Source organism: Ornithinimicrobium humiphilum, assembly GCF_006716885.1.
GTDB classification, from domain to species: domain Bacteria; phylum Actinomycetota; class Actinomycetes; order Actinomycetales; family Dermatophilaceae; genus Ornithinicoccus; species Ornithinicoccus humiphilus.
The window spans coordinates 596,617-621,147 of the sequence record NZ_VFPU01000001.1 but is presented as its reverse complement, the minus strand read 5'-3'; the positions used below and the strand labels follow the sequence as shown (position 1 = coordinate 621,147).

The following is a 24,531-nucleotide window of genomic DNA, read 5'->3' as shown; positions in this document are numbered from 1 at the left end:
GGACGGACCGGGTCTCAGCCCATCGAGGCCGCCCAGGCGTCCAGCGCCTGCTGGACCTCCTCGTCCGTCCGCGGGGCGGTGCGGGTCATGAGGGTCCAGCGCACGCCATAGGGGTCCTGGACGGACGCGAACCGGTCGCCGGTGACCTCGAAGTCGGCCGCTTCCTCACGGACGCGGGCGCCCCGCTCCCGTGCCCGGGCCAGCGTGGCGTCGACGTCGGGCACGTAGACCGCGATGCTGAACCGTGCGTCGTCCGAGGCGGGGTCGCCCGCGACCGCGGAGAACTGGTCGTTCGGGTCCATCAGCTGCAGCCGGCCGTCCGCCAGCTCGAGCTCGCAGTGCCAGACCCGCCCGTCCGGCCCGTCCATCCGGGTGACGACGCGGGCGCCGAGGACGTCCTCGTAGAACGCGACGGCCTCGGCGGCGGGCGAGACGACCACGAGGGGGGTCAGCGAGGTGTATCCCGCGGGGCGGTAGGTCGCGGAGGTGGGGGCGGTGCGCTGGTCGGTGCTCATGTCCTTGAGCCTGCCTAGGATCGCCGCGTGGCGCTTGAAGATCCGCGACAGGCCCGGCCCCGTCCCGCGGGCGTCCTCTGGCCGGCCCGCGGCCAGGACGTCTTCGACGTGGGGCAGCTCGACCTGCCCGCGCCGCTCGATCTCGTGGCGTCCCACTACTGGTGGGTGCGATGGCGGCGTGAGGAGTCCCGACCTTTCCGGCCCCAGGTGCTGGGCCACCCGGTCGTCCACCTGACGGTCGAGGACGCCGAGGGCGGCACCATGCACGGGCACGGTATGCCGTCCGCGCTGGTCCACGGGCTCGTCACCCGGGTCTTCGCCGTCGACCTCCCGCCGGCCGGACGGGTCGCGGGCGTCGCCTTCCACCCCGGCGGGCTCGCGGCGCTGCTAGGGGCGAGCGTCCTCGCACTGACGGACCGCGTCGTCCGGGCGGAGGAGGTCCTCGGACCGGACGTGGCCGAGGTCACCCGGGTGGTCCTCGCCGAGCCGGACGAGACCGCCCGGCGAGACGCCCTCGTCGCCGACCTGACGCGCCGGCTCGAGCCCGTCCTCGAGCGCGTGGCGGAGGACGCGGCCTATACAACGGTGCGGGCGGCTGTCGAGCTGATGCGGGCCCGGGAGCACCGCACGCTCGCGCCCGTGGCCGAGGCGCTCCACGTCTCGCCGCGGACGCTGCAGCGGATGTTCGCCCGCTACGTCGGCGCCTCGCCGTTGTGGGTGCTGCGCCGCTACCGGCTGCAGGACGCGGCGACGGCCATCGACGCCGGCGAGGCCGACGACCTCGCCGCGCTCGCCGCCGACCTCGGCTTCGCCGACCAGGCCCACCTCACGCGTGCCTTCACGACCGTGATCGGGGTGCCGCCGTCTGCCTACCGGGACCGCGCGACCGGCTGAGGGAGCCTGTCGCGCTCCGCGGGCTCGACACGGGATCTGCACGATCTGCGCGTGCTCGAGGATGCGCGGATGCCGCACACCTGGTGTCGAGCGACGGCACACCCGCCCCGGACCGCACGACATACGTGGTCCTGCCGCTGATGCGACGTTCTCGGAGGCGTCCGAGCGGCACGACCTTGCCTGAACCGGATCGACGGTCGCCCGACCGGCACAACCTTGCCTGCGAGGAGTGACGTCCTCGTCCAGCCGGCCGACGGCGGCCACACCTCGACCACGTCCGGGCGAGCCGCTGGCTCGACACGGGATCTGCACGATCTGCGCGTGCTCGAGCATGCGCAGAAGTCGCACATCTGGTGTTGAGCGACGGCACGCCCGACAGGGCCACGTCATACATGGTCCTGCCGCTGATGCGACGTTCTCGGAGGCGTCGGAGCGGCACGACTTTGCCTGAGGCGGGGCGGAGGTCGCCCGACCGGCACAACCTTGCCCCGGTCAGCGCCTCAGGGCAGCGAGCGCCGCAGCTCCGTGAGCCGGGCCGCCAGCTCGTCCTCGTCGAGGCCCGCCGCCCGCCAGTCGTAGACCATGACCCGCAGCTGGTCCATGAGGACCGCGGGGCCGAGGTCGGGCACGGGGTCGCGGGGCAGCCCCTGCGCGTCGGAAGCCCCGTCGGCCAGGGCCTGCACCGCGGCGTGCACCGTCGGGACAGCAGGAAGCGCGCGGTCCAGCGGCAGCTGCTGCCACCGCCGGACCACGCGCTCCAGCTCGGTCCCGACCTGCTGGTCGGGGGACGTCATCAGTCGTTCTGCAGGATCGAGAACAGACGCAGGAACTCGATGTAGAGCCAGACCAGCGTCGCGACGAGGCCGTGGCCGAGCAGCCAGGAGTACTTCTCCGGGGCGCCGCCGGCGACCGCGCGGTCGATCGAGTCGAAGTCGACGGCCAGCGAGTAGGACGCCAGGCCGACGCCGAAGAGCGAGACCAGGATGCCCAGCGGGCCGCCGTAGATGCCCCAGCCGTCGCCGAAGCCCATGAACGAGGCGGCCAGGTTGACGAGCAGGAAGACCAGGTAGCCCATCGCCATCATCCCGAAGATGCGGCGCGACTTGCTGGTGACCTTGATGAAGCCGGCCTTCCAGCCGATGAACATGCCCGCGAAGGTCGCCATCGTCGCGACGACCGCGGTGGTGACCACGCCCGGGTAGACGGCGTTGAAGGTCACGCTCACGGCACCCAGGAAGAGGCCCTGGAGCACGGCGTGCACGAGGATCAGCGGGACGTTGACCTTCTTGGAGAAGCCGATGGCGAAGCTCAGGCCGAGCGAGCCGAACATGCCGAGCAGCCACACGGGCATGGCGATCTCCGGCTGCGCGCCGACGAAGAACCAGGTCGCGGCAGTGACGACGAGCACGACGCCGAAGAGCATGAGCGTCTTCATGACGACGTCGTCCAGCGTCAGGCGGCCGGTCTGTGCCGGGCCGGCCGGAGCCTGGGCGTACATGTCGCGCAGCTGCTCGTCGGTCAGGGTCTCGGTGGGTCCGCGCCCGTAGCCGGGGGGCGGGAGGGTGGGGGCACCCTGAGGGGCGCCGTAGCCGCCCTGCTGGGCGCCGAAACCGGCGTACCCTCGCTGGGCCGACTCCTTGTCGATGCGGCTGAAGACCGGGTTGACGGCCATGGAACCTCCGTGGTTGTGCGGCACGCCGGGGAAAGTCCCCCCGGCATGTCATCTCCTACCCTAGAACGATGCCCCCGTCGGACGCATTCCGACGGCCCGTGGTTCCGGCCGCCGGACTGCGGACGGTCGACGGTCAGAGGGTGGCGAGCGAGCGGTTGCCCAGCTGCGGGCCGTAGTGCCCGCGCATCTTCACCTTGCGCTCCAGGTCCTTGATGATCGCCGGGGCGAAGTCGACGCCGTAGAGCTCCTGGCAGCTGCCCAGCCCGCCGGGGCTGAAGACGTTGACCTCCATGAGCTTGTCGCCGACGATGTCGAGCCCGACGAGGAACATGCCGTCGGCGACCAGCTTGGGACGCACCGCCTCGACGAGGGCGAGCATCTCGTCGGTTACGTTCACGGCCACGGCCTTGCCGCCCGCGGACATGTTGGACCGGATGTCGTCGCCGGCGCTCTTGCGGCGGAAGGCGGCGATCTGGCCGTCGACGGTCAGCGGTTCGCCGTTCATGACGAACATCCGGACGTCGCCGTCCTTGGCGTCGGGCAGGTACTCCTGCGCCACGACATACCCGTCCCGGGCGATCGCCTCGATGATCTGCGACAGGTTGGGCGACTCCTTCTTGTTGACCATGAAGACCCCGGAGCCGCCGGAGCCCTGCAGCGGCTTGAGCACCGCCCTGCCGCCGAGCTCGTCGACGAAGTCGGCGATCCGGGTCTCGTCGCGCGAGATGAGCGTGCGCGGCCGCACCGCCTCGGGGAAGTGCTGGAAGTAGGCCTTGGACAGCGCCTTGGCGAGGCTGCTCGGGTCGTTGACCACGAGCACTCCGCTGGAGGTCATGAGCTCGCCGAAGCCGACGCCGGCGTTGTTGGCCCAGGCCGCGTCCTCGTCCGCGGGGTCGCTGCGGAGCATGACGACGTCGAAGTCGCTCAGCGCGATCCGCTTCTCGCTCTCGGGACGCTGGACGTCCTCGAGGTAGCGCTCGAGGGAGCGGTAGGTCTTGTCGGCGCCGCCGCGGGCGAGGGCGCCGAGGGAGCCGTCCGGCTCGTAGCCGAAGTCGCCCATCCCCAGCACCCATGTCTCGTGGCCGAGGTTGGCGGCGCTCATGGCCAGGCGGGTGGTGGTGTAGTAGGGCTGCTCGGTGGACACGTCGTTGACGACGAAGGCGATCTTCATGTCACGGGCCTTTCGGTGAGGGTGGTCAGATCGTCGGTGGCGGCGGCGCGCGCGAGCCGGTCGACCGCGGACGGGTCGAGCAGCCAACGTGGCCGCAGCCGGGCGGGACACAGCACCCCCCGGTTCTGCAGGTCCCGCACCAGCGGCAGGTCGCGCAGGGCGAACTTGCCGAGGAACAGCAGCTCCAGGTCTCCCCCGGAGCGCAGGTGGTCGAGGAGGTCGAGCAGGCCGCGCAGGTAGACGACGTCCTTGGTCAGGCCTCCGGAGCGGTAGATCCGCATGGTGGTGGTGTAGGCCGCACCCTCAGGGATCCCGGCGTCGCGCAGGGCGGTCCAGGACTCCCGGAAGGTGGCGCCGGAGAGCATCCGGTGGACGGTGAGCACCCGCACCGCGAGCTGGCGCAGGCGGAAGGGCGTCAGGCCGCCGCAGCCGACCTCGGCCAGCACGGCCAGACCCTCCTGGGTCTCGTCGTAGCCGGCGAGGCCGGAGGCGAGGGTGCGGACGGGCTGGCCGGTGCCGTTGACCTGGGTGACCAGGTGGGTGCCGACCTCGTGGTGGAGCAGGGCCTCGACCCGCTCGGCCGCCACCGCGGTGTCCTCGCCCAGCAGGAGGGTGTCGCCCTCGACGAGCACGCCGCTCACGTCCGGCCTGACCTCGGCGTGGATGCCGAGGTCAGGGTCCTGCTCGCGGTAGAGCTCGATCTCGGCGTCGGCCATGAGCTTGAAGTCCTCGGCGTGCACGAGCTCGACGCCGGCCTCGGGCACCTCGAGCCTCGCGACGATGTCCTCGGCCCGCTTCCGCAGCGACGGCCCGACGGCCCCGTAGAGCTCGACGGACAGCTGGCGGAAGTCCTCGGTGCCCCGGGCGCGCAGCATCTCGAGCTGCAGCCGCAGCTCCCGGTCCTTGCCGCGCAGCAGGTCTGCGAGCGTGGGGTCCTCGACCGCTTCCACGGGGGCGTGGTCGAGCTGGGCCTCCAGCACGTCGGGGTCCGACTCCAGGTCGCGGTAGGTGAAGCTCGGCTCCTCGAGCGTGCCCGCGACGAACTCCGCCCGCTGGGCGTCCGCGTCGACCGGGGTCACGTCGAGGATGAAGCGCACGTTGGCCGAGAGCATGGCCAGCGTGTGGTCGACGGCAAGGTCGCGGGCGGACAGCCCTGCGGTCATCGACCCAGCCGGCGCAGCGCCTCCAGCACCGGCTCGTGGGTGGCGCCGAGCGCGTCCCGCAGCTGGGCGAGTCGGTCCTCGTCCGGGACGCCCGTCCACTCGTCCATGAAGGTCTTCTTGAACTCCAGTGCCAGGCACACGCCCCGGCCCGCGTAGCGCTCGTGCACCCACCAGGCCAGCGCGCGGCCCTCGAACTTCACGTTCTCGCGGACGTCGAGCCGGTGCCCGGCCACCTCCTGCTGCGACAGGGAGGTGGAGAAGGCCTCGACGACGGGGCGGAAGCGCTCGTCGACGGTCCCGGTGCCGAGGTTGACCTCGGGGTTCTCGGCCGGGTCGTCGGGCTCGGCGTCGGCACCGTCGCGGCGGTGGTTGTAGGAGTGCACGTCGTAGACGACGAAGGGCCCGCGGGCCGCGACCTCGTCGAGACGCCCGCCCAGGTCGGCGTAGAAGCGGTCGTAGACCTCCAGGCTGCCGCGGACGATCTCGTCGTCGAGCGGGTCGGTGCGCCAGACGTCCAGGCCCCAGCAGTCCTCGGGGGTGCGGTAGACGGCGGTGTCACGGGGACGGTTGAGGTCGACCTCGAAGCGGGACCGGTGCGCGATCACGCGTGCCGGGGCGGCCGAGCCGATCACGTCGGTGAAGGGGTCCTCCTCGCGCAGGCGGACGTCCTCGGGCAGGACCATCGCGGCGGCCACCTCGGGCCGCAGGTCGTGCCCGGTGTGGATGGCGGTGGCGACCAGCTGGCCGGACCACTCACCCTCAAGGGTGTGGGCGTTCGTCATGGGAGGTGTCTACCGGAGTTCAGGGGGCCCGGCATCTCGGACTACCGCGCCCTCAGGCCCGGCGGCTAGGGTTCCTGGGCACAAGTCCCGATCCCCAGGGGGTATGCCGTTGCGCCCGTCCGCCGGTGCCGTCCCGGGCCGCGGTCTGCTGGCCGTGGTCGCGGCGGCCGGCCTCGCGCTCGGTGCCACGGTGCTGGTCGGGGCGCCGTCGCCCGCCCCGGCGACGGCCGGCCCGCAGGTCGCGGCGCCCCCGTCCGAGCAGGCCCTCCCGGAGCCCCCGGTCGACGCCTCGGACGCCGCGCTGCGCCCCGGGCTCACGGCCTACCACGACGTCGCCCGGCGCCTCAACGCCGTCGCGGCACGTTCGGACCGGGTGACGACCGAGGTGGTCGGCCGCAGCGGGGAGGGTCGTGACCTGGTCCTCGTGACGCTGACCGCCCCCGAGACCCCGGAGCAGGTCGGCGTCCAGGAGCGGATGCGGGCGAGGATCGTGGCCGACCCGGCGATGGCCGCGCTCGACCGTGCGCTGGCCCGCGACTACCGGCTCCCCGTCCTGGTCAGCGCCAACGTCCACGGCGACGAGCCCGAGGGCACCGACGCACTGCTGCGGCTCGTGGAGGACTGGGCCGTCTCGGACGACCCGGAGGTGATGAGCACGCTGGAGACCACCCGCCTGCACCTGCTCGTCACCGCCAACCCCGACGGCCGGGTGGCCCGCACGCGCGCCAACGCCGCCGGTTTCGACCTCAACCGCGACCTGGTCACGGCCAGCCAGCCCGAGACGGTGGCGCTGCGCGACGCGATCGTGCGGCTGCAGCCGGTGATGCTCCTCGACCTGCACGGCTACGTCAACGGCACGCTGGTCGAGCCCACGACGGCCCCCTGGACCGACACCACCGAGCTCGACCTGCTGCTCCCCCACGCCTGGGCCAACGCGCTCGGCGTCGAGGAGGCGCTGCGCTCCCTCCCCCACGACGAGGCCGACGGGGTGCGCACGCCCCAGATCCCGCTGCGGGACCTCGAGGGCGGCTGGGACGGCTGGCCACCGATCTTCACACCGCAGTACGCCGCGCTCCACGGGGTCGTCGCGCAGACCGTCGAGGTGCCGCTGCGCATCAACGCCTCGGAGTGGGGCCGGCCGGAGGAGGAGCTCCGCCGCCGGGCCGCGATCAACACCGACGTCGCGGAGGCCGCGGTGACGGCCACCCTGCGCTACGCCGTCGAGCACCGCGCCGAGCTGCTGGCCGACCACGTCGAGGTCTTCCGCCGGGGCGCGGCGGGCGAGGAGCAGCGCCGGCCCGGGCCCGAGGTGCCGGTGCCGGTCGGCGAACGCGACTGGACCACCGACCTCCCCCGCGCCTACGTGCTCCCGGCCGGCGACGGCCAGCGCTCGGCGCCGGCGGCGGCCCGGCTGGTCGACCACCTCGTCGCCAACGGGGTCGAGGTCCTGCGGCTGACCCGGCCGGCGGAGATCGGCGGCACCGTCCACCCGGCGGGCAGCCACGTCGTCGACCTGCACCAGGCGCGGCGCGGCCTGGCCGCCACCTTCCTGGGGCCGGGCACCGACCTGTCGCCGCGGATCGAGGCGATGTACGACATGTCCGCCTGGAGCCACGGCCTGCTCTGGGGCGCCACGGTCGTGACGGTGCCGGCGGGCACGGACCTGGAGGTGACCGGCGAGCCGGTGGCAACCGCGGCCGCCCCGGGCTCGGTCGCACCGTCCACGCGCGGCTGGCTGCTCCCCCTCGAGGACCCCGCCGACGTGCAGGCGCTGACCGACCTGCTGGCGGACGGCGTCGCCCTGGAGTGGCTCGACGACGGGTCGGTCCTCGTGCCCACCGACGCCGGCACGGCCGCCCGTGCGGTGGCCAGGGAGCACGGCGTCGAGCTGGATCCCGCCCCGGCCGGTGCGTCCGGCGAGGCCGTCCCCGACGGTCTCCGGCTGGGCGTCGCCGGCACCCCGCAGGAGCGCTGGGCGTGCGCCGAGATGGGCCTGACGGTGGAGACGGTCGGCACGGCCGAGCTCAACGCCGGGCTCGACCTCTCCGGGCTCGACGCGCTCTACGTCTCCGACGGCCTGGCCTGGGACGAGCTGGGCGCCGCGGCCCGCGCCGAGCTGCGGGCCTTCGTCGCGGACGGCGGCGGCCTCGTGGGCCGCGGCCGGGCCGGTGCCGATCTCGACGCCGCCCTCGACCTGCTCGACGTCCGGGCCGTGCAGGGCCGGGCCGACGCCAACGGGATCGTCGCGGTCGACAACGCCGACGGCCCGGTGGCGGGCGGCGCCCCCGACCACGCCTTCGTCTACGCCCCCGTGTGGTTCACCGACCTGGGCGAGGGCGTCGTCGCCGAGCAGCGTCTGGCCGCCGGGACGCCGCTGGTGAGCGGCCACTGGCGTCCGGACCGCACCGGCTCGCGCGGGCCCGACGAGGCCGCCGGGGAGGCGCTCGTGGTGCGCGGCGAGGACGCCTCGACCGGGGCTCGGGTCGTGCTCCTCGGCTCCGACCCGCTCTTCCGGGCCCACCCCAAGGGCACCTACGCCACGGTGGCCCGCGCCCTGCTGTGGAGCGCGCTGGGCGACTGACCGGCGCGCCGACGAGGGGTTGGGCGGCATACCCCGGGACGGGCAACACGCCTGCTCACGGCCCCGGCTGCGGGGAAGGGCACCCCTCTGCCACGATGAGGCGCGTGACCCCCTCACCCGACGCGCTGGAGGCCGCCACCGCCAAGATGCGGGCGGCCGGAGTGGCCGACGTGGCCGTGGACGTCTTCCGCCAGGCCTGGACCGAGCTCGCGCAGGGACGCGGCGGCAGGATCGGCGAGGACGAGATCGAGCCGGTGACCGAGCTCGACAGCCTCGCCGACCTCGACCCGGACGCCGACCCGGGTGCACTGGGACGGACCGCGGTGATCAAGCTCAACGGCGGCCTCGGCACGTCGATGGGCATGGACCGCGCCAAGTCGCTCGTCACCGTCCGCGAGGGCCGCTCCTTCCTGGAGCTGACGATCGACCAGGTGCGGCACGCCCGGGAGCGCTCCGGCGCCCGCCTGCCGCTGGTGCTCATGAACTCCTTCCGCACCCGCGACGACAGCCGGGAGGTGCTGCGCCAGCACCCCGACCTCGCGGTCGAGGGCATCGACCCCGACTTCCTCCAGAGCCAGGAGCCCAAGCTGCTGGCCGAGGACCTCTCGCCGGTCTCCTGGCCCGCCGACCCCGATCTCGAGTGGTGCCCGCCGGGTCACGGCGACCTCTACCCGTCCCTGCTCTCGTCGGGGATGCTCGGCCAGCTGCGCGCGGCCGGTTTCCGCTACGCGATGGTGAGCAACTCCGACAACGTGGGGGCCGCCCCCTCGGCGGCGATCGCGGACTGGTTCGCCCGCAGCGGCGCTCCCCTGGCGATGGAGGTATGCCGTCGCACGGGGGCCGACCGCAAGGGCGGGCATCTGGCAGTGCGACGTGCCGACGGACAGCTGGTGCTGCGGGAGAAGGCGCAGACCGCGCCCGAGGACGCCGAGGCCTTCGGCGACGTCGAGCGGCACCGCTACTTCAACACCAACACGCTCTGGCTGGACCTCGACCGCCTGGCCGAGGTGCTCGAGGAGCGCGGCGGCGTGCTGGGCCTGCCGCTCATCCGCAACGAGAAGAACGTCGACCCGACGGACCCCTCGTCGCCCAGGGTCGTGCAGATCGAGACCGCGATGGGGTCGGCGATCGAGGTCTTCGAGGGCGCGACCGCGATCGAGGTGCCGCGGGCCCGCTTCCGCCCGGTCAAGACCACCGACGACCTGCTGCTGCTGCGCTCGGACTGCTTCGAGCTGACCGACGACGCCGAGCTGCGGGCGGTCTGCGACCCCCTGCCGCTGGTCACCCTCGGCGACCACTACACGACGCTGGCGTCCTTCGAGAGCCGCTTCCCCCACGGCGCCCCGTCGCTGCGGGAGGCCGGCTCGCTGACCGTCGAGGGCGACTGGACCTTCGGACGGTCCGTGCGCGTGGTCGACGACGCCGTGCTGCCGGAGACGCCCGGGGCGCGGCCCGTGCCCGACCACGCCGTGGTCGGGCCGCACGGCGTGCGCTCCTGACGCCCGGGCGCGCGCGGCACACCCCTGCTCAGAGGAGGTGCGCGAGCAGCGCCTCGAGACCGGCCTCGCCGACGACCTCGCCGGGGAGCAGGGGGACCTGCACGACCGGCAGGTCCGGCAGGGCAGAGCGGAGCTGCTCGACGTAGCCGTCCTCCAGCCGGCGGCGAGCGGCCAGCAGCTCGCCGGCGTCGGCGGGCGAGCGCTTGTTGACGACGAGCGCGGCGACGTCCATGCCGGAGCGGGTGAGCTGGGCGTGGAGCTCGACCGACTCGAGCACCGGCAGTCGCTCGGCCGCGGTGACGACGACGAAGCCGCTGGCCGCGGGGTCCTGCAGCACCTCGCGCAGGTGCCGGAAGCGCTGCTGGCGGCGGTCGAGGATCGCCCGGATCTCGGCGTCGCGGCGGGCCCGCCGGTCGGGGGCCGGCCGACGTGACCCGCCGACGACGTCGGCGGCGACGTCGTCGACCTCCAGCCCGCGCAGCGCGGCCCCGAAGCGGGCGGAGCGGTCCTGGCGGCGCAGCAGCCTCTCGGTCCACGCCTGCATGAGCTCGGGCAGGGCGACGAGCCGGGTGGTGTGACCGCTCGGGGCGGTGTCGAGCACGACCAGCTCGTCGGGGTGCCGCTGCTCGACGACCTCGGCGATGCGCTCCAGCACGGCGGCCTCGTGGGTGCCGGGGGCGTCCCGGGCGAGCTCGAGGTGGCGGTCGACCTCGCGCTCCAGGTGCTCGGGCATGAGCCGGCGCATCGTGGCGCGCACCGCGCTCAGGTGCTCCTCGGTCGTGCGGGCAGGGTCGATCTCGACGCCCCGGAGCAGCGGCGCCAGCTCGACCGGGGTGTCGCCGACCTCGCGGCGCCACAGGTGCCCCAGGTTGTGGGCCGGGTCGGTCGAGACGACGAGCGTGGGACGGCCGGAGCGGGCCGCGTGCAGCGCCAGTGCGGAGGCGACGGCGGTCTTGCCCACCCCGCCCTTGCCGCCCACGAAGAGCACGTCGCGCCGAAGCGCGAGCTCGGACAGGGGGGACGACATGGGTGACCGGGCTCCTCGGGTCAGCAGCAGGAGATGGAGTCGAGCGGGGACCGATCCATGCCCATGCGACGGTGCCAGTCGTGGAACTGGTCGTAGACCGCGGGCAGCAGCTCGACGGTGTAGTAGCTCACGGGGTTGGGCACCCCGAGCGCCTCGGCCATCACGAGGACGAGGAAGAGGTCGTCCTCGTCGCGGCGGGCGCGGGCGAAGGTGCGCCGGTAGGGACCGGCGTAGAACTCGCGCAGCCCCGCAGCCACCTGCGAGAGGCGGCTGCGGGGCCGGCGGGAGGTCATGCCCTCCAGGGTAGGGCCGTCAGTCCTCGGAGCGACCGTCGCGGGCGGCGGCATGGCTGGCCGCCAGCTCCGCGAGCTCCTCGTCGTCGTCGCCCTGGTAGCCGCGGGCGTGCCGCATGGCCGCGAAGGCCTCGACGATGACCCACAGGGCCGCCACGAGGATGACGATGTCCAGCACGAGCAGCAGCCAGTTGCGCTGCTCGTAGAAGGTGACGAGCTGGACGAACAGCGCGTAGACGGTCATCGCGCCGACGAAGACCAGCGGGATGAGCGCCGGCAGCGGCGTGCGCCCGCGGCGCAGCAGCATGATGGCCACGATCGACAGCGTCAGGGCCGCCATGAGCTGGTTGGTCGTGCCGAAGAGCGGCCAGATGAGCATGCCGCCGGAGCCGTCGGCCCCCGCGCCGAAGGTGAGCGCGAGCGCGATGCCGACCGCGATGACGGTGGCCAGCCCCTTCTTGAGGTTGACGCCGGCGATCTCGCCGACCTCCTGGACGACGAAGCGCTGGAGGCGCACGCCGGTGTCCATGGTGGTGGCGGCGAAGAGGATCGCGGTGGTCGCCATGATGGTCGCGGACAGCGACTGGGGCAGGCCCAGGCCGGCCTCGATGATGTTGCCGCCGCCCTCGACGAAGGCGTTGACACCGCCGTCGTTGAAGGCCTGGTAGACGTTCTCCCAGTCCGCCAGGGTCTGGAAGCCAGCGGTGGTGGCGATGATCGCGCCCAGGGCCAGCAGGCCTTCGCCGACCGCGCCGAAGTAGCCGACGAAGCGGGCGTCGCTCTCCTTGGCCAGCTGCTTGGAGCTGGTGCCCGAGGAGACCATGCCGTGGAAGCCGGAGATGGCTCCGCACGCGATGGTGACGAAGAGCAGGGGGACGATGCCCGGCGTCCCGTCGGGGACGTTGGTGTTGAACGACGGGGCGACGATCTCCGGGCGGGCGATGAGCACCGAGCCGTAGAGGATGCCCAGCGCGATGAACAGCTGGAGGCCGTTGATGTAGTCGCGCGGCTGGAGCAGCATCCAGACCGGGAGCATCGAGGCGACACCGGCGTAGACGAACAGCAGGATGATCCAGACCGACTTGGCCGGCAGGCCCATCATGGTCTCGGGCAGCGCCAGCGGGACGTTGTCGCCGACCATGATCAGGGCGTAGAGGGCGACGACGCCCACCACCGAGACCAGGCCGAGGTTCCAGCGGAAGCGGTAGATCGCCTGGCCGACGAGGAAGGCCACGACGAGCGCGCCCCACGTCGGGATGACCGCGGTCGGGGTCGCGATCAGCAGGTTGGCGATGACCACCGAGAAGGCCGCGTTGACCATCAGCAGCAGCAGGAAGATGACGACCAGGAAGAGGTTGCGGCCGCGGGCGCCGATGTAGCGGCCGGACAGCGCGCCGATCGACTGGCCCCGGTTGCGGATCGAGGCCCACAGGGCACCCATGTCGTGCATGCCGGCGAAGAAGATCGTGCCGATGGTCACCCAGAGGAAGGCGGGCAGCCAGCCCCAGATGACCGCGACGGCGGGGCCGACGATCGGGGCGGCGCCGGCCACCGAGGTGAAGTGGTGGCCCCACAGGACGTACTTGTTGGTCGGGACGTAGTCGACGCCGTCCTGCAGCTGGTGCGCGGGTGTCGGGCGGGAGTCGTCGAGGGCGTAGATCTTGCTGGACAGGAACTTCGAGTAGAGGAAGTACCCCGCCAGGATCATGCCCACGCCGACGAGGGCGAGGAGCAAGGAGTTCATGATGAGTCAGCACCTTCGGTGACGACGGGCCGTGGACGGCCCCACCGTAACCCGAGGCGCGATCGCCTACGAGGCACCCCCTCCGGGCCGCTCGTGTCCTGCCGTCGCCTTGCTGGCGGACGGTGCGTACCCCCGACGGGACTCGAACCCGCACTTCACCCATTTTAAGTGGGCCGCCTCTGCCAGTTGGGCTACGGGGGCGCTGACCGAGGATAACGTCCGCCCCGTGGGTCACAGCCGCGCGATCACCGCGTCGAGCATCTCCTCGGTGAGCCGGCCGGTGAAGGTGTTCTGCTGGCTGACGTGATAGCTGCCGAGCAGCCGCACCTGCCGCCCCGCGGCCGTGGTCAGCACCGCCTCCGCGCCGTGGCCGAAGCGGGGCTTGGGACGGGGCACCTCCCAGCCGATGGCGCGGGCCGCCCGGAGCAGGGCGTCCCAGCCGATGGCCCCGAGAGCCAGCACCGAGCGCAGGTGCGGCTCGGCGAGCTCGAGGTCGCGCTCCAGCCAGCCGGCGCAGGTGGCCAGCTCCTCGGTCGTCGGGCGGTTGTCGGGCGGGGCGCAGTGCGCGGCCGCGACGATGCGCACGCCCTCCAGCCGCAGCCCGTCCCCGGCGTGGACGCTCTCGGCCTGGGTCGCGTAGCCGGCCCGGTGCAGGGCCGCGTAGATCCAGTCGCCGGAGCGGTCGCCGGTGAACATCCGTCCGGTGCGGTTGGCGCCGTGGGCCGCCGGGGCCAGACCGACCACCAGGACCGGCGCCCCGGGGCCGCCGATGCCGGGAGCGGGGCGACCCCAGTAGGGCTGGTCGGCGAAGGAGGCGCGACGGCCGGTCGTCGCGACGGTCTCGCGCCAGCGGACCAGGCGGGGACAGGCGGAGCAGACGGAGATGGCGGCGTCGAGCGCGGCCTGGTCCTTGGCCCTCCTCGCCTGCCGTCGCACCCCCGCGGCGGACCGGGCGACGGGCGTCGTGGCGTCGGCAGGGTCCTCCGGCCAGCCCGTGCCGGGCGGCACGGGCGAGGGGAAGGGCTGCCCGGTGACCGGGTGGGGACGCAGGTCCATCGGCGGCACCCCTCAGGACTGGGAGAGGGCGATCCCGTCGAGGATGTCGGTCTCCGAGGCCCGCACCGTGGCGAGCCGGGAGTCGTGGGCGACGCGCTGGACGACGGTGCGCCAGATGAGCGCGCCGGCGCCGATAACGTCGACCCGGCCCTCGTGCATGAAGGGCATCTCCCGACGGCGCGAGCGGGTGCTGAGCAGCAGGTCGGTGCAGGCGTCGACGGCGTCCTCGACCGGCACCTCGGCGCCGTGGATGCGCTCGCGCAGGTAGGCCGGCAGGTCGAGGGCGTGCGCGGTGACGGTGGTGACCGACCCGGCGAGCCCGACGAGGGTGCCGACGCGGTCGAGGGGCACGGTCGTGGACACGTCCTCGAGGGCGCGCACGATGTCACCGAGCGCGCCCCAGACCTGCTCCTCGGTGGGCGGGTCGTCGGCGAGGTGGCGCTCGGTGAGCCGCACGCAGCCCAGGTCGACCGAGCGCGCGGCCTCGACGTGGTCGGTGCCGAGGACGAGCTCGGTCGAGCCGCCGCCGATGTCGACCACGAGGTAGGGGCCGGGAGCACCGGAGGCACGCAGCGCGCTCGTCGCCCCGGCGAAGGACAGCCGGGCCTCCTCCTCGCCGGTGATCACCTCGGGCTCGACGCCCAGGTCGCCGAACGCCTCGCGCACCCCCGCGACGAACTCGTCGGCGTTGGAGGCGTCGCGCGAGGCCGAGGTCGCCACGAAGCGCACGGACTCGCAGCCCGCCTCCCGGCAGAGCACGGCATAGCCCTCCGCGGCGGCGAGGGTGCGGGCGATGGCCTCCGGGGCGAGCCGGCCCGTGCGGTCGATCCCCTCCCCCAGGCGGACGATCTGCATCTCGCGGGTGACCTCGTGCAGGACAGGCCCGTCGGGCCCCTGCTCGACGTCGGCGATCAGCAGGCGGATCGAGTTGGTGCCGCAGTCGACGGCGCCGACCCGCCTCACGACGGCTCGGCCGGCGACAGGGCGCCGCAGCACCCGTCGGCCCACCAGTCGGGCAGCGCCTCGATCGCCTCGTCGCCGAGCGGGTTGACCCCGGGACCGGCGGCGAGGGCGTGGGCGACGAGCACGTGCAGGCACTTGACCCGGCTCGGCATGCCGCCGGCGCTCACGCCGGCGATCTCGGGCACCTGCGCCAGCTCCTCGCGGCGGCGCAGGTAGTCCTCGTGCGCCAGCACGTAGTCGCTGCGCAGCTCCTCGTCCTCCTGCAGGCGCTGGCTCATCTCCTTCATGAGCCCGGAGCTCTCGAGGGTGGAGATGGCGCCGGTCAGGCGGGGGCAGGTGGCGTAGAAGCTGGTCGGGAAGGGGGTGCCGTCGGGCAGCCGGGGCTCGGTGCGCACCACGGTCGGGCAGCCGCAGGGGCAGCGGTGCGCGATCGAGACGACGCCACGCGGCGGGCGGCCGAGCTGCCGCTCGATGACCGCGAGGTCCTCCTCGGTCGGGACCTCGGCCAGCGTGGTCCGGTCGGGCGTGCTCACTCGTCCACCTCAGGCAGGCCCTCGTTGGCGACCTTGACCGACTCCCAGACCTGGGAGTACCACGGGCTGCCGGCCATCACGTCGTCGCTCACCGGCGCCATGCCGGGCAGCGCCTCGGTGTAGTCGGTGCCGGTGTCGTCGATGACCGTGAAGGCGGTCTCGCCCTCCTTGACGAAGCGGAGCCGCTCGCGGGCCTGCTGCTCGACGTAGCGGTCGTCGTCCCACTTCGCCAGGTCCTGCTCGAGCTGGGCGATCTCGCGCCGCTCGGAGTCGAGCTGGGCCCGGGCGGCGGTGATCTCGGCCCGCTGACGCAGGTAGCCGGAGAGCACCGGCGCGACGATGAGCGACATCACCACGACGAGGCCGAGCAGGACGAGCATGCGCCGCACGTGCGCCGGGGCCCGCCGCACGCTGGAGGCCGCCGAGGACCCCGCCCCGGCCACGCCACGGACGCCGGGGCGCGGCCCGGGTCGCCGGGACGCGGCCGGTCGCCCGCCGCTGCGGGAGGCCGAGGTGCGCTTGTCGCGCGGGCCACGGGCGGTGCTCATCGGCGGGGCTGCTCCTGCTGCTCGGGCGGGTCGGTCAGACCACAGGGTATGCCGTGCCGCCGGGTCGGGCGGTCAGGCTGGCCGGGCGGGCTGCACGGCATACCCCCCGGACGCGGGAGCGCCCCGCCCGGCGCCGACCGGTGCGGGCGGGGCGCTCGCCGGGTGGGTCTCAGGCGCGGTAGCGCGGGAAGGCGCCAGCGCCGGCGTAGATCGCCGCCTCGTCGAGCTCCTCCTCGATGCGCAGCAGCTGGTTGTACTTCGCGACGCGCTCGGAGCGGGCCGGGGCACCGGTCTTGATCTGGCCGCAGTTGGTCGCGACGGCCAGGTCGGCGATCGTCACGTCCTCGGTCTCGCCGGAGCGGTGGCTCATCATGCAGCGGAAGCCGTTGGCGTGGGCCAGGGCGACGGCGTCGAGGGTCTCGGTGAGCGAGCCGATCTGGTTGACCTTGACGAGGAGGGCGTTGCCGGCCTTCTCGCTGATGCCGCGCTGCAGGCGCTCGGGGTTGGTGACGAAGAGGTCGTCGCCGACGAGCTGGACCTTGTCGCCGAGGCGCTCGGTGATGCGCACCCAGCCCTCCCAGTCCTCCTCGTTGAGCGGGTCCTCGATGGAGACCAGCGGGTAGGCCTCGACCAGCTCGGCGTAGTAGTCGATCATCTCCTCGGCGCTCTTGCTGCCGCCCTCGAAGGCGTAGGCGCCGCCCTCGTGGAACTCCGAGGCGGCCACGTCGAGGGCCAGCGCGATGTCGGAGCCGACGGTGTAGCCCGCCTTGCCGATGGCCTCGACGATGAGGTCGAGCGCCGCGCGGTTGGACTCGAGGTCGGGCGCGAAGCCGCCCTCGTCGCCCAGGCCGGTGGACAGGCCGCGCTCCTTGAGCACCGACTTGAGGGCGTGGTAGACCTCGGTGCCCCAGCGCAGCGCCTCGCGGAAGGAGCCGGCGCCGATCGGGGCGATCATGAACTCCTGGATGTCGACGTTGGAGTCGGCGTGGGAGCCACCGTTGAGGATGTTCATCATCGGCACGGGGAGCACGTGGGCGTTGGGGCCGCCGACGTAGCGGAAGAGCGGCAGGCCGGCCGAGTCGGCGGCGGCCTTGGCGACGGCGAGCGAGACGCCGAGGATGGCGTTGGCGCCGATCTCGCCCTTGTTGTCGGTGCCGTCGGCGGCGATCATCTCGGCGTCGACGAGGCGCTGCTCGGAGGCGTCGAAGCCCAGCAGGCGGGGCTCGAGGTCGTCCATGACGGCCTGGACGGCCGCCTCGACACCCTTGCCGAGGTAGCGGCTGGCGTCGCCGTCACGGCGCTCGACCGCCTCGAAGGCGCCGGTGGAGGCACCGGACGGGACGGCGGCGCGGGCGACCGTGCCGTCGTCCAGGCCGACCTCGACCTCGACGGTCGGGTTGCCTCGGGAGTCGAGGATCTCGCGGGCGATGATGGCGTCGATGGCGGCCATGGGCGCTCCTTCGGTGGGTCGGTGAGCGGGTGGTCCGGACGGTCCGGGCGGCGCGCGACCGCCCTCCCGGTCCCGAGCCTAGTGGGGGTCGGCGTCGCCGTCCCCGGTGCCCTGCCCGGGGAGCTGGTCGGCGAGGTCGCGCAGGGTCTGCCGCAGCGCGGCGGGGGCGTCGGCGCCCGCGTCGTGCAGGTCGAGCACGGCGTCGAGCAGCAGGGCGCCGGGGTCGAGGGCGGCCAGCCGCGCGTCGACCCACTCGCGGAGCCACTCCGCCCGCCCGGCCCGGCGCAGGCGCGAGGCGACCTTGACCGCCCGGGCGAGCTCCGGCATACCCCCGGGGATGCCGTCGAGGACACCGGTGCGCCCGGACTTCTCCTCCGCCTTGATCTGCTCCCAGTTGGCCTCGACGGCCTCCGGGGTGGAGGCCTCGACGTCGGCGAAGACGTGGGGGTGGCGGCGGACGAGCTTCTCGACGAGGCCGGCGGCGACGTCGTCGATGTCGAAGGGATCGTCCTCGTGCTCGGCGGCGACGCGGGAGTGGAAGAGGACCTGGAGCAGCACGTCACCGAGCTCCTCGACCGCGTGGTCGCGGTCGGCCTCGGGGCGGTCGAGCACCTCCAGCGCCTCGGCGGCCTCGTGCGCCTCCTCGATCAGGTAGGGAGTGAGGCTCGCGTGGGTCTGCCGCGCGTCCCACGGGCAGCCTCCCGGCGAGCGCAGCCGGTCCATGACGGCCACGGCGTCGAGCAGGCGGGAGCCGGGGGTGTCCCAGGAGCCGACGAGCAGCTCGAGCTCGGGTGCCTCGTCCTCGGGCAGCTCGACCGCGAGCGCCTCGGCGAGGCCGGGGTCACCGTCGGGCGATCCGATCCACACCACGGGACCCGTGGCGGCCCGCGCGAGCAGGTGCCGGGCGAGGGTCTGCGGCGAGGCGGCGGCGTCCGCGGGCGCGGCGCTGACGGCCACCCCGGCGGCCGCGACCGCGGTCGGCTGGGCCGCCCCGGGATCGGCCGCGAGGACCTCGGAGGCGCCCCGCAGGGCGTCCCAGGCACCGGCGGAGAGCAGCCCGGGGGCGACCCGCGGGCTGCTCAGGAGGAGGCTCAGCGCTGGTCGGCGCTCTGGATCCACTCGGGAACCTTCGGCAGGAGGCCGCCGTTGACGACGTCCCACGAGCCGTAGCGGGGGTTGACGTCCACGTCGACGGCCTCGAGCGCGTCAGGGCTGGAGAGCAGCTCCTGGGCGCGGCCGACGACCGCGGCCATGGCCGGGTCGGACATGATCGCGACGTCGCCCAGACGCTCCTGGTACTCGCGGGAGCGGGTGACCTCGAGGGTGCCGACGCCCGGCTCGGCGACGCCGTGCTCGCCGAGGAACTCGCGCAGCTGCGCCTCGGTCATCTCGGCCGGGGTGCCGACGAAGATCTGGTCGAGGACCGGGAGGACCGCGAGGTCGGTGATGACCTGCTGCGGGTTGGTCCGGCCGTACATCTGACGCGGCTCCTCGAGGTTGAGAGCGACCTCGTTGAGCTGCGTGGCCGCCTCCTGGACCTCGGCCACGGAGAACTCCTCGCCGTCGACGGTGACCGCGGGGTCGGCACCGACGCCGGAGCACCCGGCCAGGGTCAGGGCAGCCGTGAGGGCGAGGGCGGGAATCACACGCGAGCGCTTCACGGGCGCCATCATCGCACGCCTCCCGCGAGGTTCCGCATGCTCCCCGGGGGATCCGGGGACGAGGGAATGGCCGAGCCCCGTCCGGTGCTGACCCTGTATGCGTATCGCCATCATCGGAGGACACGGCAAGGTCGCCCTTCTGCTCGCCCCGCTGCTGCGGGAGGCCGGGCACGAGGTCGACGCGATCATCCGCAACCCCGACCACGCGGAGGAGGTCGCCGCGGGCGGCGCCCTGCCGGTCGTGGCCGACGTGGAGCAGCTCGACACCGACGCCCTGACCGACCTGCTGGCCGGGCACGACCTGGTCGTCTGGTCCGCCGGCGCGGGGGGCGGCAGTCCCGAGCGCACCTACGCGGTCGACCGGGACGCGGCGATCCGCAGCATGGAGGCGGCGACGCGGGCCGGCGTGGGGCGCTACGTGATGGTGTCCTACTTCGGCGCCGGCCCGGACCACGGCGTGCCCGAGGACAACGGCTTCTTCGCCTACGCCGAGGCCAAGGCCGCGGCCGACGAGCACCTGCGCTCCAGCTCGCTCGACTGGGTCGTCCTCGGCCCGAGCGGCCTCACCCTCGACCCGCCCACCGGCTCGATCGAGGTGGCCACCCCCGGCTCCGGCGTCGAGGGCGGCACGGTCTCCCGCGGCAACGTCGCGCGCGTCATCGCGGCCGTCGTGGAGCGTCCGGAGCTGAGCGGGCGCACCATCGAGTTCAACGACGGCCCGGCCCCGGTGGCCGAGGCCCTGGACGCGCTCCGCGGCTGAGACGCCCGCCCGGGCGACGGCATACCCCCGAGGACGGCCGGGCCCCACGACGGGCCCGGCCGTCCTACCGTCGTGGCATGGACACCTGGAGCCTGCGCGAGGTCGCGCTCGACTGCCCCGAGCCCCGCGAGCTCGCCGAGTGGTACCGCGCCGTGACCGGCTGGGACTACCACCCGGGTCACGAGACCACCGATCCCGAGGGTGAGGAGTGGCTGCGGCTGGTCCCGCCGGGAGGTGGCACGACCATCGCCTTCCAGCGCTCGGCCGCGCCGCCGACGCCGTGGCGCGCGAACCGCCGCGTCCACCTCGACCTCGGCGTGCCCGACCTCGCCGCCGCCCACGAGCACCTCGTGCGGCTGGGCGCCGTCCCGCTCACGGGCACGCCCGAGGAGGAGGGGCACCCCGAGGACCAGTTCCGGGTGTATGAGATCCCGCCGGGCACGTCTTCTGCACCGTGCTCGACCAGCAGGGCTGACCGCCCCCCGGACGACCCGGCCGTCGGCAGCCCGCCGACGGCCGGCCCGCCTCAGGACTGCTTCGAGGCCGCCGCGGCGATGTCGTCCAGCAGCACGGCGCGCACGAGCTGGGAGGCCCACTCCAGGACCGCCCCGTCGCGCAGCGGCTTGCCACCGACCCGCGCGGTCATCGGCGCGGGCACCAGGATCTGGCGCAGCGCGGGCTTGACGATGACGCCCGGGTAGAGGCGGTTGAGCCGCAGCTGCTGGCTCTCGCGGAGGTTCTCGACCGGCGCGAAGCGGATCATCTTGCCCTGCACGCCGATGTCGGCGATGCCGGCCGCACGGGCCACGGTCCGCAGGCGCGCCACCTCGAGCAGCGTCTCCACCGGGGCGGGCGGCTCGCCGTAGCGGTCGACCAGCTCGGCGCGGATCTCGGCCAGCTCCGCCTCGTCCTTGACCTGCGCGAGCTTGCGGTAGGCCTCCAGGCGCAGCCGCTCCCCCGGCACGTAGTCGTGCGGCAGGTGGGCGTCGACGGGCAGCTCGATCTTGACCTCGGTCGGCGCCTCCTCGCCCTCGCCCTTGTAGTTGGCGACGGCCTCGCCGACCATCCGCACGTAGAGGTCGAAGCCGACGCCCTCGATGTGACCGGACTGCTCGCCGCCGAGCAGGTTGCCGGCGCCGCGGATCTCCAGGTCCTTCATGGCCACGGCCATGCCCGCGCCGAGGTCGGTGTTGGAGGCGATCGTCTGCAGCCGGTCGACCGCGGTCTCGGTGAGCGGCTTCTCCGGCGGGTAGAGGAAGTAGGCGTAGGCCCGGTCGCGGCCCCGGCCGACGCGGCCGCGCAGCTGGTGCAGCTGGGACAGGCCGAGGGTGTCGGCCCGCTCGACGATCAGCGTGTTGGCGTTGGAGATGTCCAGGCCCGTCTCGACGATCGTCGTGCAGACGAGCACGTCGAACTTGCGCTCCCAGAAGTCGACGACGACCTGCTCCAGCTGGTGCTCGCCCATCTGGCCGTGGGCCACCTGGATCCGGGCCTCGGGGACGAGGTCGCGCAGCCGGGAGGCGGCCTTCTCGATCGTGCCGACCTTGTTGTGCACGTAGAAGACCTGGCCCTCGCGCAGCAGCTCGCGACGGATGGCGGCGGCGATCTGCTTCTCGTCGTAGCCACCGACGAAGGTCAGCACCGGGTGCCGCTCCTCCGGCGGGGTGGCCAGCGTCGACATCTCGCGGATGCCGGTGACCGCCATCTCCAGGGTGCGCGGGATCGGCGTCGCCGACATCGCGAGCACGTCGACGTTGGTGCGCAGCGCCTTGAGCTGCTCCTTGTGCTCGACGCCGAAGCGCTGCTCCTCGTCGATGATGACGAGGCCGAGGTCCTTGAAGCGCACCGACGACCCGAGCAGCCGGTGGGTGCCGATGACGAGGTCGACCGATCCGTCGGCGAGCCCCTCGATCGTTGCCTTCGACTCCTTGTCGCTCTGGAAGCGCGAGAGGGCGCGGACGACGACCGGGAACTGGGAGTAGCGCTCGGAGAAGGTCTGGAAGTGCTGCTGCACGAGCAGGGTGGTCGGCACGAGCACGGCCACCTGCTTGCCGTCCTGGATCGCCTTGAAGGCCGCCCGGACCGCGATCTCGGTCTTGCCGTAGCCGACGTCGCCGCTGATCAGCCGGTCCATCGGCACCGGCTTCTCCATGTCGGCCTTGACCTCCTCGATGGAGGAGAGCTGGTCCGGCGTCTCGGTGAAGGCGAAGGCGTCCTCGAGCTCGCGCTGCCACGGGGTGTCCGGCCCGAAGGCGTGCCCCTGGCTGGCCATGCGCGCGGAGTAGAGCCGGATGAGCTCGGCCGCGATCTGCTTGATGTGCTTGCGGGCCCGGCTCTTCGTCTTCTGCCAGTCCGAGCCACCGAGACGGTTGAGGGTGGGCGCCTCGCCGCCGACGTACTTGGTCAGCTGGTCGAGCTGGTCGGTCGGCAGGAACAACCGGTCCGCCGGTTGCCCGCGCTTGGACGAGGCGTACTCCAGCACGACGTACTCGCGCGTCGCGCCCTGCACCTGGCGCTGCGCCATCTCGACGAAGCGGCCCACGCCGTGCTGCTCGTGCACGACGTAGTCGCCGGGGCGCAGCGCGAGCGGGTCGACCTGCTGGCGTCGCCGCGACGGCATCTTGCGCATGTCCCGGGTCGAGCCACCGGCGCTCGAGGCCTGACCGGTCAGGTCGCTCTCGCCGACCAGCACGAAGCCGCTGTCGGTGAGCACGAAACCGCGCCCGACGCTGCCGGTGGTCACGGTCACCACGTCGGCGGTCAGCTCGTCGGCGGGGCCCAGCGGGCTCGCCAGACGCTGGGGTATGTCGTTCTCCCCCAGGATCTCGGCGACGCGGCGGGCCATGCCCGGCCCGTCGAGGCTGACGACCACGCGCCGGCCCTCGGCCAGCCAGCGCCGCAGGTCGGCGAAGATCGCCTCGCGGTCGCCGCGGTAGGACTCCACCGGCGTGCTGGGGACGACGAGGGTGCTGACGTCGTCGTCCCCCATGAAGGCCGCGAGCTCCTCGTCGGCGACGAAGGCCGTCAGGGACCACCACGGCCGGCCGGTCTCCAGGGTGTGGCTGCGCATGTCGGCCAGGGACCAGGACGAGGCGGTGCCGAGCGCGCGCTGGAGGTCGATCGGGGCGGCGCCGTCAGCCGTGGCCGCGGCGGCCCAGCTGGCCTGGAGGAACTCCTCGCTGGTGGCGACGAGGTCGTGCGCCCGGGTGCGGACGCGCTCGGGGTCGAGCACGACGACCCGCGAGCCCCTGGGCAGGGTGTCGACGAGCGTCTCCATGCCGTCGACGAGCACCGGGGTGAGCGACTCCATACCCTCGACGGCGATGCCCTCGGCGACCTTGGAGAGCAGGTCGGCCGCGCCCGGCAGGCTGCCGACGAGCTGACGGGCCCGCTCGCGCACCTCGTCGGTGAGCAGCAGCTCGCGGCAGGGGGGCGCGTAGAGCCCGTGCTGGGGGTCGACGAGCTCGAGCGAGCGCTGGTCGGCGACCTTGAACCAACGCACCTCCTCGACGGTGTCGCCCCAGAACTCGACGCGGACCGGGTGCTCCTCGGTCGGCGGGAAGACGTCGAGGATGCCGCCGCGCACGGCGAACTCGCCGCGACGCTCCACCATGTCGGTGCGGGTGTAGGCCGCGGCCGCCAGGGCCTCGACGACCTCGGTCATCGGCCGCTCGTCGCCCGGGACGAGCCGGACGGGCACGAGGTCGCCCAGACCTTTGACGAGCGGCTGCAGCAGCGCCCGGACCGAGGCGACGACGACCTTGACGGGCCCGGTCGACGGGTCCCCGCCGGTGTCGGGGTGCGCCAGCCGACGCAGCGTGGCCAGCCGTCGCCCGACGGTGTCCGAGCGGGGGCTGAGGCGCTCGTGCGGCAGCGTCTCCCAGCTGGGGAAGCCGGCGATCGCGTCCGGGCCCTCCTCCAGGAGGTCGCCCAGTGCCGCGGTGAGGTCGTCGGCCTCCCGCCCGGTCGCGGTGACCGCGAGGACAGGGGTGTCGTCGGTGCGGGCGAGCGCGGCCACGAGGGCGGGGTGGGCACCGGCGGCGACGGAGACGTCGACGGCCGGCTCCCCCGAGCCGGCGGCCGAGAGCACCCGGCCGACGGCCGGGTCGGTGCAGAGCAGGTCGACCACGGGTGAGAGGTGCATGAGGTGAGAACGTCCTTCGCCGGGTGCGGCTGGCGGGAGAGGGCCCGCCAGAGGGCGGGCCGAGGATCAATTCTA

At 73.5% G+C, this 24,531-nt stretch carries 21 protein-coding genes, 1 tRNA gene and 1 pseudogene; 5 read left to right on the top strand and 18 right to left on the bottom strand.

The features are described 5' to 3' along the window. Positions 1 to 14: 14 nt before the first annotated feature. Positions 15 to 515 (bottom strand): VOC family protein, encoded by a 501-nt coding sequence (locus tag FB476_RS02830; RefSeq protein WP_141817432.1) that lies wholly within the window; start codon positions 513 to 515, stop codon positions 15 to 17. A gap of 27 nt (positions 516 to 542) precedes the next feature. On the opposite strand from FB476_RS02830, the gene FB476_RS02825 reads away from it, so the two are divergent. Then, positions 543 to 1,409, top strand: a complete 867-nt coding sequence (locus FB476_RS02825; protein WP_141817431.1) for a helix-turn-helix domain-containing protein — start codon at positions 543 to 545, stop codon at positions 1,407 to 1,409. 500 nt (positions 1,410 to 1,909) lie between these two features. On the opposite strand, the gene FB476_RS02820 is transcribed toward FB476_RS02825, so the two are convergent. From FB476_RS02820 to FB476_RS02800, 5 genes are all read right to left on the bottom strand, one after another. After that, entirely contained in the window at positions 1,910 to 2,203 is a 294-nt protein-coding gene (locus tag FB476_RS02820; RefSeq protein ID WP_141817430.1) for a hypothetical protein, read from the bottom strand. After that, positions 2,203 to 3,081, bottom strand: coding sequence for a Bax inhibitor-1/YccA family protein (locus FB476_RS02815; RefSeq protein ID WP_141817429.1), 879 nt, complete (start codon positions 3,079 to 3,081; stop codon positions 2,203 to 2,205). Before FB476_RS02815 ends, FB476_RS02820 begins: the two co-directional genes overlap by 1 nt. A 133-nt stretch (positions 3,082 to 3,214) precedes the next feature. Then, complete coding sequence (locus FB476_RS02810) at positions 3,215 to 4,252, bottom strand: glutathione synthetase (RefSeq protein ID WP_141817428.1); 1,038 nt, start codon at positions 4,250 to 4,252, stop codon at positions 3,215 to 3,217. Continuing rightward, complete coding sequence (locus tag FB476_RS02805; RefSeq protein WP_141817427.1) at positions 4,249 to 5,415, bottom strand: peptidase MATCAP family protein; 1,167 nt, start codon at positions 5,413 to 5,415, stop codon at positions 4,249 to 4,251. The genes FB476_RS02810 and FB476_RS02805 overlap by 4 nt, the downstream gene beginning before the upstream one ends. After that, a complete protein-coding gene (locus FB476_RS02800; RefSeq protein WP_141817426.1) occupies positions 5,412 to 6,197 on the bottom strand; it encodes an N-formylglutamate amidohydrolase in 786 nt (261 codons plus the stop codon). Before FB476_RS02800 ends, FB476_RS02805 begins: the two co-directional genes overlap by 4 nt. A gap of 103 nt (positions 6,198 to 6,300) precedes the next feature. Between FB476_RS02800 and FB476_RS02795 the strand changes: the two genes are divergently transcribed. Then, positions 6,301 to 8,778 carry a M14 family zinc carboxypeptidase gene (locus FB476_RS02795; protein ID WP_202876880.1) on the top strand — a complete coding sequence of 826 codons (2,478 nt, stop codon included), beginning with the start codon at positions 6,301 to 6,303 and terminating at the stop codon, positions 8,776 to 8,778. Positions 8,779 to 8,882: 104 nt separating this feature from the next. Beyond that, complete coding sequence (locus tag FB476_RS02790) at positions 8,883 to 10,277, top strand: UTP--glucose-1-phosphate uridylyltransferase (RefSeq protein WP_420359346.1); 1,395 nt, start codon at positions 8,883 to 8,885, stop codon at positions 10,275 to 10,277. Positions 10,278 to 10,305: 28 nt separating this feature from the next. Here FB476_RS02790 and FB476_RS02785 read toward each other — a convergent pair whose 3' ends face one another. The 11 genes from FB476_RS02785 to FB476_RS02735 form a co-directional block, all read right to left on the bottom strand. Continuing rightward, a complete protein-coding gene (locus tag FB476_RS02785; protein ID WP_141817424.1) occupies positions 10,306 to 11,304 on the bottom strand; it encodes an ArsA family ATPase in 999 nt (332 codons plus the stop codon). Positions 11,305 to 11,324: 20 nt separating this feature from the next. Beyond that, entirely contained in the window at positions 11,325 to 11,597 is a 273-nt protein-coding gene (locus tag FB476_RS02780; RefSeq protein WP_141817423.1) for a cory-CC-star protein, read from the bottom strand. Between the two features lie 19 nt (positions 11,598 to 11,616). Further along, positions 11,617 to 13,341 carry a carbon starvation CstA family protein gene (locus FB476_RS02775; RefSeq protein WP_141817422.1) on the bottom strand — a complete coding sequence of 575 codons (1,725 nt, stop codon included), beginning with the start codon at positions 13,339 to 13,341 and terminating at the stop codon, positions 11,617 to 11,619. 127 nt (positions 13,342 to 13,468) lie between these two features. After that, positions 13,469 to 13,542, bottom strand: a tRNA-Leu gene (locus tag FB476_RS02770). 30 nt (positions 13,543 to 13,572) lie between these two features. Then, positions 13,573 to 14,397 (bottom strand): uracil-DNA glycosylase, encoded by an 825-nt coding sequence (locus FB476_RS02765; protein WP_141817421.1) that lies wholly within the window; start codon positions 14,395 to 14,397, stop codon positions 13,573 to 13,575. A 12-nt stretch (positions 14,398 to 14,409) separates the two neighbouring features. Beyond that, on the bottom strand, positions 14,410 to 15,360 hold the full coding sequence (locus FB476_RS02760) for a Ppx/GppA phosphatase family protein (protein ID WP_141817420.1): 951 nt from the start codon (positions 15,358 to 15,360) through the stop codon (positions 14,410 to 14,412). After that, on the bottom strand, positions 15,357 to 15,893 hold the full coding sequence (locus tag FB476_RS02755; protein WP_141817419.1) for a DUF501 domain-containing protein: 537 nt from the start codon (positions 15,891 to 15,893) through the stop codon (positions 15,357 to 15,359). The genes FB476_RS02760 and FB476_RS02755 overlap by 4 nt, the downstream gene beginning before the upstream one ends. After that, positions 15,890 to 16,441, bottom strand: a complete 552-nt coding sequence (locus FB476_RS02750; RefSeq protein WP_141817418.1) for an FtsB family cell division protein — start codon at positions 16,439 to 16,441, stop codon at positions 15,890 to 15,892. The genes FB476_RS02755 and FB476_RS02750 overlap by 4 nt, the downstream gene beginning before the upstream one ends. Before the next feature lie 169 nt (positions 16,442 to 16,610). Next, a complete protein-coding gene (eno, locus tag FB476_RS02745) occupies positions 16,611 to 17,891 on the bottom strand; it encodes a phosphopyruvate hydratase (RefSeq protein WP_141817417.1) in 1,281 nt (426 codons plus the stop codon). Positions 17,892 to 17,969: 78 nt separating this feature from the next. Continuing rightward, on the bottom strand, positions 17,970 to 19,010 hold the full coding sequence (locus FB476_RS02740; protein WP_141817416.1) for a nucleoside triphosphate pyrophosphohydrolase: 1,041 nt from the start codon (positions 19,008 to 19,010) through the stop codon (positions 17,970 to 17,972). After that, on the bottom strand, positions 18,983 to 19,552 hold the full coding sequence (locus FB476_RS02735) for a hypothetical protein (RefSeq protein ID WP_141817415.1): 570 nt from the start codon (positions 19,550 to 19,552) through the stop codon (positions 18,983 to 18,985). The genes FB476_RS02740 and FB476_RS02735 overlap by 28 nt, the downstream gene beginning before the upstream one ends. A 97-nt stretch (positions 19,553 to 19,649) precedes the next feature. Here FB476_RS02735 and FB476_RS02730 point away from each other — a divergent pair, with 97 nt between their 5' ends. Both FB476_RS02730 and FB476_RS16830 read left to right on the top strand, forming a co-directional pair. Beyond that, on the top strand, positions 19,650 to 20,312 hold the full coding sequence (locus FB476_RS02730; RefSeq protein ID WP_141817414.1) for an SDR family oxidoreductase: 663 nt from the start codon (positions 19,650 to 19,652) through the stop codon (positions 20,310 to 20,312). A gap of 77 nt (positions 20,313 to 20,389) precedes the next feature. Then, positions 20,390 to 20,695 (top strand): annotated as a pseudogene (locus tag FB476_RS16830) (VOC family protein); the annotation flags it as partial. A 143-nt stretch (positions 20,696 to 20,838) separates the two neighbouring features. On the opposite strand, the gene mfd reads toward FB476_RS16830, so the two are convergent. Further along, positions 20,839 to 24,456, bottom strand: coding sequence for a transcription-repair coupling factor (gene mfd, locus FB476_RS02720; RefSeq protein WP_141817413.1), 3,618 nt, complete (start codon positions 24,454 to 24,456; stop codon positions 20,839 to 20,841). Positions 24,457 to 24,531 lie beyond the last annotated feature (75 nt).